This is a genomic window from Sphingomonas rosea (assembly GCF_039538065.1).
Taxonomy (GTDB): Bacteria; Pseudomonadota; Alphaproteobacteria; order Sphingomonadales; family Sphingomonadaceae; genus Sphingomicrobium; species Sphingomicrobium rosea.
This window is the reverse complement of the sequence record NZ_BAABBR010000001.1, coordinates 2,613,686-2,626,314: the sequence shown is the minus strand read 5'-3', so window position 1 is coordinate 2,626,314 and position 12,629 is coordinate 2,613,686. Positions and strand designations below refer to the sequence as shown.

12 protein-coding genes are annotated in these 12,629 nt (G+C 68.8%); 2 read left to right on the top strand and 10 right to left on the bottom strand.

What is annotated here, in order from left to right; all coding sequences use genetic code 11:
* Positions 1-23 precede the first annotated feature (23 nt).
* The 7 genes from ABD693_RS12960 to ABD693_RS12930 are packed head-to-tail and all read right to left on the bottom strand — an operon-like array spanning position 24 to position 5,173.
* Complete coding sequence (locus ABD693_RS12960; protein WP_344697493.1) at positions 24-818, bottom strand: TrmH family RNA methyltransferase; 795 nt, start codon at positions 816-818, stop codon at positions 24-26.
* Between the two features lie 33 nt (positions 819-851).
* The gene (locus ABD693_RS12955) at positions 852-1,124 is read right to left on the bottom strand and encodes an HPr family phosphocarrier protein (RefSeq protein WP_344697491.1); all 273 of its coding nucleotides are present in this window, start codon (positions 1,122-1,124) and stop codon (positions 852-854) included.
* Positions 1,121-1,528, bottom strand: coding sequence for a PTS sugar transporter subunit IIA (locus ABD693_RS12950; protein ID WP_344697490.1), 408 nt, complete (start codon positions 1,526-1,528; stop codon positions 1,121-1,123). The genes ABD693_RS12955 and ABD693_RS12950 overlap by 4 nt, the downstream gene beginning before the upstream one ends.
* Before the next feature lies 1 nt (position 1,529).
* A complete protein-coding gene (gene rapZ, locus ABD693_RS12945) occupies positions 1,530-2,432 on the bottom strand; it encodes an RNase adapter RapZ (protein ID WP_344697488.1) in 903 nt (300 codons plus the stop codon).
* Between the two features lie 26 nt (positions 2,433-2,458).
* The gene (locus ABD693_RS12940; protein ID WP_344697487.1) at positions 2,459-2,893 is read right to left on the bottom strand and encodes an HPr kinase/phosphorylase; all 435 of its coding nucleotides are present in this window, start codon (positions 2,891-2,893) and stop codon (positions 2,459-2,461) included.
* Positions 2,890-4,458, bottom strand: coding sequence for a sensor histidine kinase (locus tag ABD693_RS12935; RefSeq protein WP_344697486.1), 1,569 nt, complete (start codon positions 4,456-4,458; stop codon positions 2,890-2,892). The genes ABD693_RS12940 and ABD693_RS12935 overlap by 4 nt, the downstream gene beginning before the upstream one ends.
* Positions 4,451-5,173 (bottom strand): response regulator transcription factor, encoded by a 723-nt coding sequence (locus tag ABD693_RS12930; protein WP_344697633.1) that lies wholly within the window; start codon positions 5,171-5,173, stop codon positions 4,451-4,453. Before ABD693_RS12930 ends, ABD693_RS12935 begins: the two co-directional genes overlap by 8 nt.
* Positions 5,174-5,334: 161 nt before the next feature.
* Between ABD693_RS12930 and ABD693_RS12925 the strand changes: the two genes are divergently transcribed.
* Positions 5,335-6,948 carry a phosphoenolpyruvate carboxykinase gene (locus ABD693_RS12925; RefSeq protein ID WP_344697485.1) on the top strand — a complete coding sequence of 538 codons (1,614 nt, stop codon included), beginning with the start codon at positions 5,335-5,337 and terminating at the stop codon, positions 6,946-6,948.
* Between the two features lie 60 nt (positions 6,949-7,008).
* Here ABD693_RS12925 and ABD693_RS12920 read toward each other — a convergent pair whose 3' ends face one another.
* Positions 7,009-9,336 carry a PAS domain-containing sensor histidine kinase gene (locus ABD693_RS12920; protein ID WP_344697484.1) on the bottom strand — a complete coding sequence of 776 codons (2,328 nt, stop codon included), beginning with the start codon at positions 9,334-9,336 and terminating at the stop codon, positions 7,009-7,011.
* A 171-nt stretch (positions 9,337-9,507) separates the two neighbouring features.
* On the opposite strand from ABD693_RS12920, the gene ABD693_RS12915 reads away from it, so the two are divergent.
* Positions 9,508-10,338, top strand: coding sequence for an aldo/keto reductase (locus ABD693_RS12915; RefSeq protein WP_344697483.1), 831 nt, complete (start codon positions 9,508-9,510; stop codon positions 10,336-10,338).
* On the opposite strand, the gene ABD693_RS12910 is transcribed toward ABD693_RS12915, so the two are convergent.
* Positions 10,335-12,179: a DUF885 domain-containing protein gene (locus ABD693_RS12910; protein WP_344697482.1), complete on the bottom strand. Its 1,845-nt coding sequence runs from the start codon at positions 12,177-12,179 to the stop codon at positions 10,335-10,337. The two genes, ABD693_RS12915 and ABD693_RS12910, sit on opposite strands and share 4 nt — an antisense overlap.
* Positions 12,176-12,625: an NfeD family protein gene (locus ABD693_RS12905; protein ID WP_344697481.1), complete on the bottom strand. Its 450-nt coding sequence runs from the start codon at positions 12,623-12,625 to the stop codon at positions 12,176-12,178. Before ABD693_RS12905 ends, ABD693_RS12910 begins: the two co-directional genes overlap by 4 nt.
* Positions 12,626-12,629 lie beyond the last annotated feature (4 nt).

Sequence of the window (12,629 nt, the reverse complement as noted above, 5' to 3'; positions counted from 1 at the left end):
CCCTTCACCTGAACGCGGAAAATCTAGCGCCAGCTCGCGCGGATCTGGAAGGCCATGATCGCGGTCGCGACCGCGGCGTTGAGGCTGTCGGCGCGGCCATGCATCGGGATCTTCACGAGGAGGTCGCACTCGGCCTCGTAATCCTCGGGCAGGCCCGCCTGCTCGTTCCCGACCATCAGGAAGCAGGGCTTGTCGTAGGTCGGCGCGAGATAGTCGTGGTCGGTCTGGAGGCTGGTTCCGACCAGCTGTCCCGGCCCCGCGCGCAGCCAGGCGAGGAATTCGGTCCACGGCACATGCACGATCTTCTGGGTGAAGATCGCGCCCATGCTCGCCCGCACTGCCTCGACGCTGAACGGGTCGGCGCTATCGTCGACGAGGATCAGCCCGCCCGCGCCGACCGCGTCGCCGGTGCGCAGGATGGTGCCGATGTTGCCGGGATCGCGCAGCTTCTCCGCCACGATCCACAGGTCGGACGCCGATCGGTCGAGGTCGGCGAGCCCGAGCCGCGGCTGGCGATAGGCGCCGAGCAGGAGCGGCGGGTTGTCCTTGCCGCTCATTTTGGCGAGGATCTCGTCGGGAACGCTGATCGCCTCCGCGCCCGCGGCCTCGGCCTGTTCGACGATCTCGGCGGCGAGCGGGTGAAGCTCGCCCTCCGCGCAGGCGACGACCGCGGGCAGGATCCCGGCATCGCGCGCTTCGGCCATGATCCGCAGGCCCTCGGCCAGGAACAGCCCGGCCTGCCGCCGCGCCTTCTTGTCACGCAGCGAGCGGAGGAACTTGACCGTGTCGTTCGAAAAGGAGGTGATGTGGCGGGGCATGGGCGCCCCCTAGCAGCAAGCGGCGGGAGAGGGCTATTCCTCCCCGAACTTGTCCTCGACCAGCTGGCTGAGCTTCGCCACGGCTTCGTCCGCGCCGTCGCCCGCGGCGCTGATCTCGATCGTGTCGCCGCGCGCGGCGCCGAGCATCATCAGCCCCATGATCGAGGTGCCGCAGACCTTGTTGCCGTCCTTGGCGACCTCGACCGGGCAGGCGAGGCCGCTTGCCATGGTGACGAACTTGGCGCTCGCCCGGGCGTGGAGCCCGCGCTTGTTCTCGATCCGGACGGACCGGCTGACCGCGCTCAAGCCGCGGCCTCGCCGAGGATCTCGGAGGCGACCGAGATGTATTTGCGTCCCGCCTCGCGCGCGGCGGCGACCGCGGCGCGAACGTTCATCGCCTTGCGCGCGCCCTCGAGCCGGATCAGCATCGGCAGGTTGACCCCCGCGATCACCTCGATGTCGCCCGACTTCATCAGGCTGATCGCGAGGTTCGAGGGGGTCCCGCCGAACAGGTCGGTGAGAATGATCACGCCCTCGCCGCCGTCGACGCGCGCAATCGCCTCCGCAATGTCCTTGCGGCGCACTTCCATGTCGTCGTCAGGGCCGATGCAGATGCCGGCAATGGCTTCCTGCGGTCCAACCACATGCTCCATGGCGACGATGAACTCGGCCGCAAGCCGGCCGTGGGTCACCAGCACTAATCCGATCATTCTACTGGTCTCTTGGTCCTTGATTGCGCTCCTGACCCTGCTCGAGAGAATCATTGGGGCGGAGGCCTAGGTCTCGGTGACGGATATTCGGCGAAAAGCCACGGTTCCGCAACCGTTCCGCCATGGCGATCGCCGCGGCGACCGACCGGTGTCGCCCTCCGGTACAGCCGAAACCGATCCCGACATAGGTCTTGCCTGCTTCCCAATAGCGCGGGAGCAGCATCGCGAGCATCTCCTCGGTCCGGTCCATGAAGTCGTCCCAGCCGTCCTGCGCCGCGACATATTCGGAGACGGGCGCATCGGCCCCGGTCAGCGGGCGAAGCTCCTCGATCCAGTGGGGATTGGGAAGGAATCGCAGGTCGAAGACGAGGTCGCTTGTCCGGCTGATCCCGCGAGCGAAGCCGAAGCTGGTGATGGTGACGACGAGGTCGTCGCCCTCGTCGCCGTAGCGCTGGCGGAGGTGATCGCGCAGGTCCGCCGGCTTGAGGTCGGTCGTGTCGAGCACCGCGTCGGCGGCGAGGCGCAGCGCGGCGGTGAGGTCACGCTCGCGCCCGATCCCGTCCTCGGCCGGCCGGTCGGGGCTGAGCGGATGGCGCCGCCTGGTCTCGCCATAGCGGCGGATGAGTTCGGCCCCGGTGGCGTCGAGATAGAGGATTTCGGGCCGGACCCCGGGGATTGAGCGGAGCAGGGCCGGGAGGGCGGCCGGATCGAAGCCGCGGCTTCGCGCATCCATGCCGACCGCGACATGCGCGTTGCTGCGCGGCCGGTCGGCGCCATGGACGAAATCGTGGAGCAGGCTGGTCGGGAGGTTGTCGACCGTGTCCCAGCCCATGTCCTCGAGCGCGTCGAGCACGGTCGACTTGCCCGCGCCCGACATGCCGGTGACGAGAAGCAGGCGCGGCACCCGCGGTAAGGGGCGCCGCGCGACGCTCACTTGAGGCCGAAGCGATCGAGCGCGAGCGCGACCTTGGAGGGCGCCGAGGCGGTCAGCGCGTCGACGCTGATCAGCGGGACCTTGAGGCCGCAGATCATCCGCTCGCGCGAATCGTCGGGAAGGCGCTGGAGATCGCTCGTCAGGTCGACCGCGAGCGCCAGCGGCACGTCCTCGGTCACGGGCATGGGGACGATCCCGATCCCGCGGATCTCGAGCTTGCCGCGGATGCTTGCGGGGGCGCTGACGAACAGGCGGTCGCCGCGCTTCTGGACGATCGTCTGGTCATCGGCGACCAGCGTGAAGCCGCGGTCGATCAGGCGCAGCGCAAGGTCGCTCTTGCCCGCCCCCGAAATGCCCGAGATGAGCACCGCGCGGCCGTCGATCGCCACCGTGCTGGCGTGGAGCGTCTCGCTCGAGAGGCGGATGCTCATTGTTCGCCCCCTTCCGCCGGCGCGGCCGGCAGGCGGATGGTGAAGCGGGCGCCTGAAGGCGCGTCGTCGCGGTCGGCCACGTCAATCTCCCCGTCATGGCCCTTCACGATCGCACGCGCGATCGCAAGGCCGAGCCCCGAGTGACGGCCGAAACCGTCGCCCTCGGGCCTTACTGAGACGAAGCGGTTAAAGATGGCTTCACGCACGCTCGCCGGCACGCCGGGGCCTTCGTCGTCGATCCGGATCCGGACTTCGTCGCCGACCCGGGCTACCGCCACCTCGACGAGGGAGCCGGCGGGCGAAAAGCTGATTGCATTGTCGACGAGGTTGTCGATCGCGCGCGCCAGCCGGCTCGGCTCGCCCATGACGATCGCGGAGGCGGCGCGGGGACGGGCGAAGGCGATTCGCACGTCACCGGTCATGCGGCGCTGTTCCCAGCCCTCGCACAGGTGGCCGACGAGCTTGCCGACATCGACTTCCTCGAAGGCCGCACGGGCAAGCTCGGCATCGGTCCGGGCCGCTTCGCCGATGTCGCCGATCAGCCGGTCGAGGCGCAGCACGTCCTGCCGCACCACGTCGAGCAACTGCTTGCGCAGCGCAGGGTCCTCGATCCGGTCGAGCCCGTCGACCGCGCTTCGGAGCGAGGCGAGGGGGTTCTTGAGTTCGTGCGTCACGTCGGCCGCGAAGGCCTCGATATTGTCGATCCGGATCCGCAGCGCCTGGCTCATGTCGCTCACCGCGCGGGCGAGAAGGCCGATCTCGTCGCGCCGCTTGTTGAAGCGCGGCACGTTGACCTCGCGCGAGCGGCCGAGCCGGACGCGGTAGGCGGCGAGCGCGAGCCGGTGGAGCGGACGGGCGATGGTCCGCGCGAGGAAGAAGGACAGGAGCAGCGACAGCAGCGCGGCGACCAGAAGACCGGTGGCGAGCTTGCCGCGCTCGTCGCGCACCCGCCGGGTGAAGTTGCGGTCGTTGGCGGTGACCAGCAGCACCTGCTGGTTGCCGACCACCGGCGCGGCCGAGGACAGCACCGGAGTGAGGTCGGGCGCGTTGCGGATCGCCCCGGCGGGCTGGCCGGTGCGCAGCGCCTCGCGGGCTTCGGGCCAAGCCTGCAGGCGGTCGGCGGCGGGCTCGGTGAAATCGTCGAGATTGGGCTGGCCGACGATGGTGTTGAACCCGCGGTCGAGCGCGCGGGCCATGCGTTTGGCGATCCCGCCCTCACTCGGATCGCGAAGGCGATAGGTCGGCCCGGTCATCGACCAGCTGTCGACGATCTTCGCCCCGTCGGCGCGGTAGACTCGGATGCGGGTCCCGGTCTCCTGGCCCACCTTGGTGAAATAGGCGGCATTCTCGTCGGCGCTGATCGTCGGCAGGGTCGCGGCGGCGATCACCGCGACGTTGCGGGTCTGCGTCTCGCGCTCGTCGCGCAGCTGGTTGCGGAAGCTGTCGAGAAACAGCAGCGCAAGCGCGATCACCACCAGCACGAGGATGTTGACCGCCATGATCCGGCGGGACAGCCGCCAGCTCAGCTGCCGCCCGAACAGGGCCTGCCGATAGGGATCAGCCATCGTTGAACCGGTAGCCGACCCCGTAGAGCGTCTCGATCGCGTCGAAGGTCGGGTCGGCGCTGCGGAACTTGCGCCGGATGCGCTTGATGTGGCTGTCGATCGTGCGGTCGTCGACGAACACGTCCTCCTGATAGGCGATGTCGAGCAGCTGGTTGCGGCTCTTCACCACCCCCGGCCGCTGCGCCAGTGCCTCGAGGATCAGGAATTCGGTCACGGTGAGCGTGACCGGCTTGGAGTCCCAGCCGACCTGGTGGCGGGCGGGGTCCATGACCAGCCGGCCGCGCTCGATGACTGCCTCGGCGGGTTGTTCGCTGCTGGAGGCCGCCGAGCGGTTCATGTCGGCGCGGCGGAGGATCGCGCGGATGCGGGCGATCAGCAGGCGCTGGCTGAACGGCTTGGCGATGTAGTCGTCGGCACCGGCGGCAAGGCCGTGCGCCTCGTCCTGCTCCTCGTCCTTGGAGGTGAGGAAGATGACCGGCATCGCCGCCGCCGCGCCGCCCGCCGAGCGGAGCGCCTGAAGCAAGGACAGCCCGTCCATGCCGGGCATCTTGATGTCGAACACGCCAAGATCGGCGGGATTGTCGGCCAGCGCCTTCAACGCGCTCGAGCCGTCGGGATAGAGGCGGGTGACGAAGCCCTCGGCCTGGAGAGCGATCGACACGGACGTGAGGATATTGCGGTCGTCGTCGACCAGCGCGATCACCGGGCTCGTCATGGCGGGGAGGGCGTAGCGCCAAAGCGGGACGGTCTTCAAGCGGGGGCCTCGTTTGACCCGGGCAACCTTTTCCGCGCATAGGCGCTTTGACTACGCATACGTATGCGGCGGTGTCCCGAGGTAAGGGGCGCTGCCCTCTAAGCATGAGCGAAAGGGTTCTAATGACTTCGACCAGGGTTCCCGCACACGGTCTCGAGGCGCAGGGCATTTCCACTGCCGCCCGGCTCCATTGGAACCTCGTGACCGCCCCCCTCTACGAGGCGGCGGTCCGCCGCAACGAGGCGATGATCGCGAAGGACGGCCCGCTGGTCGTCACCACCGGTGCGCACACCGGCCGCAGCGCGCAGGACCGCTTCATCGTCCGCGACGACACCACCGAGCAGTCGATCTGGTGGGGCAAGTCGAACAAGCCGATGGACCCGGCCGCCTTCGACCGCCTCCACGAGGACTTCCTTGCCGCGCTCGGCCAGAAGGACGAACTGTTCGTCGCCGACCTGTTCGGCGGGTCGCAGCCCGAGCATCGCGTGAACGTGCGCGTGATCAACGAGCTTGCGTGGCACAACCTCTTCATCCGCACGATGCTGGTCCGCCCCGAGGGCGAGCAGCTCGCGGACTTCGTTCCCGACTACACGATCATCGACCTGCCGAGCTTCAAGGCCGATCCGGAGCGACACGGTTGCCGTTCGGAGACGGTGATCGCGATCAACCTCACCAAGAAGCTGATCCTCATCGGCGGCACGCAATATGGCGGCGAGATGAAGAAGAGCGTTTTCGGGCTGCTCAACTATCTTCTGCCGCAGGACGGCATCATGCCGATGCACTGCTCGGCCAACATTGGCCCCGACGGCGACACGGCGGTCTTCTTCGGCCTTTCGGGCACCGGCAAGACCACGCTCTCGGCCGATCCCAACCGCACGCTCATCGGCGACGACGAGCACGGCTGGTCGGACACCGCGGTCTTCAACTTCGAAGGCGGCTGCTACGCCAAGATGATCCGCCTGTCGGAAGAAGCCGAACCCGAGATCTACGCGACCACCCGCCGCTTCGGCACGGTGCTCGAGAATGTGGTCATGGACCCCGAGACCCGCGAGCTCGACCTCGACGACAACAGCCTCGCGGAGAACAGCCGCGGCGCCTATCCGATCGACTTCATCCCGAACTCGAGCGACGACAACCTCGGGCCCGTGCCCAAGACCATCGTCATGCTGACCGCCGACGCATTCGGCGTGCTGCCCCCGATCGCGCGACTGACGCCCGATCAGGCGATGTTCCACTTCCTCTCGGGTTACACCGCCAAGGTCGCCGGCACCGAGATCGGCGTGACCGAGCCCGAAGCGACCTTCTCGACCTGCTTCGGCGCGCCGTTCATGCCGCGTCATCCGAGCGTCTACGGCAATCTCCTCAAGGAGCGGATCGCCAAGGGCGGGGTGACCTGCTGGCTGGTCAACACCGGCTGGACCGGCGGCAAGTACGGCACCGGCAAGCGCATGCCGATCAAGGCGACTCGCGCGCTCCTCAACGCCGCGCTCGACGGCTCGCTGAACAACGCCGAATTCCGCAAGGACCCGCTGTTCGGCTTCGAAGTGCCGGTCGCCGTGCCGGGCGTCGACAGCGCGATCCTCGATCCGCGCTCGACCTGGGCCGACAAGGACGAGTTCGACCGCACCGCGGCCAAGCTCGTCGACCTCTTCTGCGACAATTTCGAGCAGTTTGCCGAGCATGTCGAAGAGGGCGTCCGCCAGTGCGCCCCCAAGGTGACCGCCGAGGTCGCCTGATCCTTTGCTGATGCGGCGCGGCTTCGGTCGCGCCGCCTCACGCCTGCGCGCTTGCCGCGCTTATTCGGTCTGCATGTCGCGCAGCGGCGCGCTGGCCCTGACCGTCAGCCCGGTCGCCTCGAACTGACGCTCCACCCCGCCGGACCCCGCCAGCCCGAGTCCGATCACGCGCGAGCCGAAGCCCTTGCGCTGCGGCTCGACCGCCGGCGGACCGCCGCGCTCGGCCCACACGAGGTCGAAGGTCTCGCCGCCCTCGGCGCCCGACACCGACCAGCGCACCTCGACCTTCCCGCCGACCGCGCTCAGCGCGCCATATTTGACCGCATTGGTCGCGAGCTCGTGGAACAGGAGCGAGGCCGCAAGGGTCGCGCGCGGGCCGATCGTCACGTCTGGTCCGGACAGGATGAACCGGTCCTCGCCGAAGCTCGCCAGCGCGGCGCGGGCGACATCGCCGAACTTCGCTTCCGACCAGCTCTGCCCGGTAAGCACGTCGTGCGCTGCGGCAAGCGCGCTCAACCGCCGCCCGAAGGCCGCGACCGCCGCCTGATCCTCGGACTTGCCCAAAGTCTGCTGCGCGATCGCCTGCACCAGGCTCATGGTATTCTTGATCCGGTGCGCGAGCTCGGCGTTGAGCAATTGCTGGCGGACCCGCGCCTGCTGCAATTCGGTGTGATCGCGCGAGACCGACAGGATCCGCGCGACATTGCCCTGCGCGTCCTCGATCGGCGAGACCGAGACTGACCAGTGCCTTGGATTACCCGCGAAGGTGTCGGCCGGCGCCTCGAAATGGGTAGTCTCGCCGCGCTTCGCGGCCTCGAGCGCGGCCCGGGCATGATCGGGCCCGTCGCCGTCGAGGAAGTCGGGCCAGGCACAGCCCCTGACGGCATTGAAGTCGCTGACTTCCATGACCTGCATCCCGCCATCGCTCATGAAGGACAGGCTGCCGTCGAGTTCGAGCACCTTGATGCAGTCGGTCGAGGCGGCGAGCACGCTGCCCATGAAGGCGGCCGCTTCGCGCGCGTCCTGCTCGGCCCGGCGCCGGGCCAGGCCGGCGCGGATCCGCGAGGCGGCGTCGGCGACGAAACTCAGTTCCTCGGTCTGCCATTCGCGGGGTTCGCGATCACCGATGAACAGCACCGCCACCGTCCGCCCGTCCTCGACGATCGGCTGGTTGACGAGACTGCGCACCGAGATTTCCGCGAAACGGCCGCGCGCACCGGCAGTGCGGGGATCATTCTCGACGTCGGCAATGACGACCATCTGGCCTTGCCGAAGCTCCTCGGCTTGCCGGCCGTAATCGTCGAGGACGTGCGGGCCGACAAGGCTCGGCAATCCCTCGGCCGCCCAGTCGCTGGCGATGGTGTAGGTCGTGCCATCCTCGCCGAGGGTCGCATAACCAACCCGCGCCACGCCGAGCGCACGGGCGATGAGCGCGGTCGAGGCCTGCTCGGCTTCGTCGCTGTCGCGCGCGGCGAACAAGGTACGGCCGAGCTCGGCCAGCGCCTCGCGCCGCGCATCCGCCCGGATCCGCGCAGTCACATCGACGAACAGCATGGTGAAGCAATCGCCGCCGGCGGGCTGGCAGATGCCCTCGAACCAGCGCTTCAGACGGTCGGAGTGGCGCGTGAACCGGATCGCCTCGCCCGTGTCGACGACTTGGGCGATTTCTTCGATCCAGCCGCTTGCAGCGTCGGGGAAGAGTTCGCGCATCGTCCGGCCGACCATCGACCCGCGTTCCATCTCGACGAGGTCGTACCAGGCGCTGTTGACCTCCTCGTAGCGAAAGTCGGTGACGGTGCCCGCCGGATCACGAATGACCTCGCCGAGGACGAAGCCTTCCTGCAGCGTCTCGAACAGCCCGTGCCACTTGGCTTCGTTGGCGGCGAGCTTGCGCGTCGCTTGGTCGCGCTCCTGCGCTGCCATGACGCGCGGCGTGCTGTCAGAGGTGACGTTGAGCAGCCCGACGATCTGCCCCGTCTCGTCGCGCACGGGCGAATAAGCAAAGTCCCACCACGTCTGCTCGGCAAAGCCGCGGCGGGTCATGGTCATCGGCTGGTCTTTGAAGGCGACGCTCTGCCCGGCGAAGGTGCCGTCGATCAGCGGCGCGATGTCGGGCCACAGTTCCGGCCAGACCTCGGCGGTGGGTCGTCCGAGCGCCGCGGGATGGCGGTCGAACAGCACCGGTGCATAGCCGTCGTTGTAGAGCAGGATGCGCTCGGGGCCCCAGATCAGGCACATCGGATGGAGCGAGGCGAGCATTGTCTGGACGCTGATCGTAAGCACCGCCGGCCAGGTCTCGCGCGCGCCGAGCGGGGTCGCGGCCCAGTCGTGGACGCGAAACAGGTCGATCATCGTCTGCGGGGTCGCGGGGGTCGCCTCGTCGAGCATCTCTCTTAAGCGTGGCTCCTCCCGCGAGCATTCTCAAGCGTCGCCGGAACGAGATGGCAGGAGCGAACCGGCAAGTCCATGCAATCGAACCATTAATTCTCGGCCATCAAAAGCCTTGCGACCGCGGTCGGCAATGCGCGTTGAGCGGGCATCAAAGCGAGGAAAAGCGACGTGAAGACGGTGACACTGCCCGGCGGCGAACAGGTGCCGATGCTCGGCCAGGGGACTTGGATGATGGGCGAGCGGCCCGAGCGCCGCGCCGACGAGATGGCGGCGCTGCAGGCCGGGGTCGAACTTGGCATGACCCTCGTCGACACCGCCGAAATGTATGGCGAGGGCGCCGCCGAAGAACTGATCGGCGAAGCGCTCGGCCACCGCCGCGACGAACTCTTTCTCGTCAGCAAGGCCTATCCGCACCATGCCTCGCGAACCGCGCTGCCCCGCGCCTGCGAAGCGAGCCTCGCGCGGCTCGGAACCGACCGCATCGACCTCTACCTGCTGCACTGGCGCGGGAGCGTGCCGCTCGCCGATACGGTCGAGGCGATGGAGCGGCTCCAGGAAGCGGGCAAGATCCGCCACTGGGGCGTCAGCAACCTCGACACCGACGACATGGAAGAGTTGCTCGAAGCGGGTGGCGAAGGCTGCGCGACCGACCAGATCCTCTACAACCTGACGCGGCGCGGGCCGGAGCAGGCACTGATGCCGTGGCTTGCCGCGCACCGCATCCCGGTCATGGCCTACAGCCCGGTCGAACAGGGGCGGCTGCTCGGCCACGCCCGTCTGGCGGCCATCGCCAGCCGCCTCGGGGCGACCCCGGCGCAGGTGGCGCTCGCCTGGGCCATGCGCGGCGAGGATGTGATCGCCATCCCCAAGGCGGGAACGCCCGAGCATGTGCGGGAGAACCGCGCCGCCGCCGATCTCGTCATCACTCCCGACGAACTTGCCGCGCTGGACGCCGCCTTCCCGGTCCCCGCGCGGCCGGTCGCGCTTGAAATGCTCTAGCCCGCGCCGCCCTTCGCACGGATATATTCGCCGACGTTCAAGGCGAGGACGTCCATCGGCACGTTGCCGCCGAGCACCACGGCATCGTCGAAGTCGCGCAGGTCGTAGCGCGCGCCCAGCGCCGCCTGCGCCCGGCTGCGTTCGCGGACGATCGTCTGGTGCCCGATCTCGTAACCACAGGCCTGTCCCGGCCAGGAGCAATAGCGATCGACCTCGCTCGCCACCTCGAGCGGGTTCGACCCATTGCGCTCGACGAAGAAATTGACCCCCTGTTCGCGGGTCCAGCGCTTGGCATGGAGGCCGGTATCGACCACCAGCCGGCAGGCACGAAAGGCGATCGACTGGAGATAGCCGAGGCGCCCGGCGGGAAAATCGTCGAACACGCCCAGTTCGTCCGCCAGCTGCTCGGCATAGAGCGCCCAGCCTTCGGAATAGGCATTGAACGCGAGCAGGGTCCGGATCAGCGGCAGCTGGAAGGTATATTCGCCCTGCCAGACGTGGCCGGGAATCGCTTCGTGGTGGGCGAGATCGGGCAGGCTGACGCGGCTGTGGAGGTCGGTCGTCCGCAGGTTGATCCAGAACTTGCCCGGGATCTTGCCGTCGGGCGAGCCGGGACCGCCATAAGCGCCGGGCGCGCCGGGTTCTTCCTCGGGCGGAAGGCGCTTCACCTCGAGATTGCCCTTCACCAGCGTCCGGAAGGCGCGGGGGAGCTGGGCCCGGATGATCCCCAGCCGCTCCTGGATGAAGGCCATGATCTCGGCCCGGCCCTTGTCGCCCTCGCTGAAGGCGTAGCGCGGGTCGGCGGCGAGCGCGCGCATCCGCTGGCCGACCGACCCTTGCGTGAGGCCGAGCTGGCGCAGCAGCGGATCCATCCGCGCGTGCAGCGCGTCGAGCGTGGTGAGGCCGAGCTGGTGGATCTCCTCGGGCGTCATGCGCGTGGTGGTCGAGGCCCGGAGCGCCCACTCGTAATAACGCTCGCCGCCGGGCCGTGCCCACATGCCGGCTTGGTCGGTGGCGAGCGGTCGCTGGCGGCGCAGTTCGGCAATCTGCCGCTGGAGCGCGGGCGCGACCTGGCCGGTGGCGATCGCCCGGGTGCGGGCGTCCCAGTCGCCGGCGATGCCCTTTTCGCGGGTGCGGCGGACGAGGCTCTCGACCAGCCCGCCGCCCTTGGCCGCGTCCTCGGCCGATCGGGTGAGCTGGGTGATCGCCTTGTCGATCAGGAAGCCGGGCGGGATCAGCCCCTTGCCCGCGGCCGCGCGCATCCGCTCGAACTCGCCGTCGAGGACCGCCGGATATTGGCTCAGCCGCGAGACATAGGCCTCGGCGTCCTCGCGGGTCTCGACCAGATGGTCCGTGTCGAGGAAGCGCGGCACGTCGAGATAGGCGCCGGTATTCTGGATCACGACATAAGGCGTGTTGCGCCAGCCCCCGACCGCGACGTCGCCATAGGGGAGGGCAAAGCCTTCGAGCGCGGTGCGGTAGGTCGAGCGGATGACCTCGAGCGTGGTCCGGGTCGAATGGTCGAGCGCGGCGAAGTCGGCGGTGTCGAGCGCCGCGAGGTCCTCGCGCAGGCCCGCCGCATAGCGCGACTGGCCAAGCGGGCTGCGATCGCCCAGCTGTCCCTTGAGCGCCGCCCAGCGGCCCTTGTCGACATTGTTCGAACTCGCCGCCTCGGGATTGAAGCGCAGGAAGCGGTCGGTGATCCGGTCGATCAGCGCGTCGGCCTCGGCCTTGGCGAGCGGGCGCTTCGCCGAGGCGGCGGTGCCGGGAAGGGTCGCGCAGGCGGCGAGCGGGGTCGAGGCGGCGGCGGCCAGTGCCTGGCGGCGGGTGAGGGCGGTCATCCCTCGAGCTTAGGCGCGGCCCTTACCATCAGGCAATTGCCTTCGACGGCCATGATCTCGACCCGCTCGCCCGGCCCAGCCGGCCCGCCACGCGCGCTCCATTCGCTGTCGCCGAGCCGGACCCGGCCACCATGCTCGTCGATCGCGCTGACCGCGACCGCGGTTCTGCCGATGAGTGCGCCCGAGCGGTCGTTGAGATGCCGGGCCGAGCTCGGCACCGGCCGGTTGGCATAGGCCTTGCGCCCGAAATAGACCGCCACCGCGGTGTAGATGGCGAACAGCGCGAGCGCGGGTGCCAAACCGAAGTCGAACAGCAGCACGAACACGCCGGTGATGATCGCCGCGACCCCGATGAACAGCAGGAAGAAGCCCGGCGCGAGCACCTCGGCGATCAGCAGCAGGACGCCGCCGATCAGCCACCACCAGCCCTGCGCGATCCCGTCCATCCGC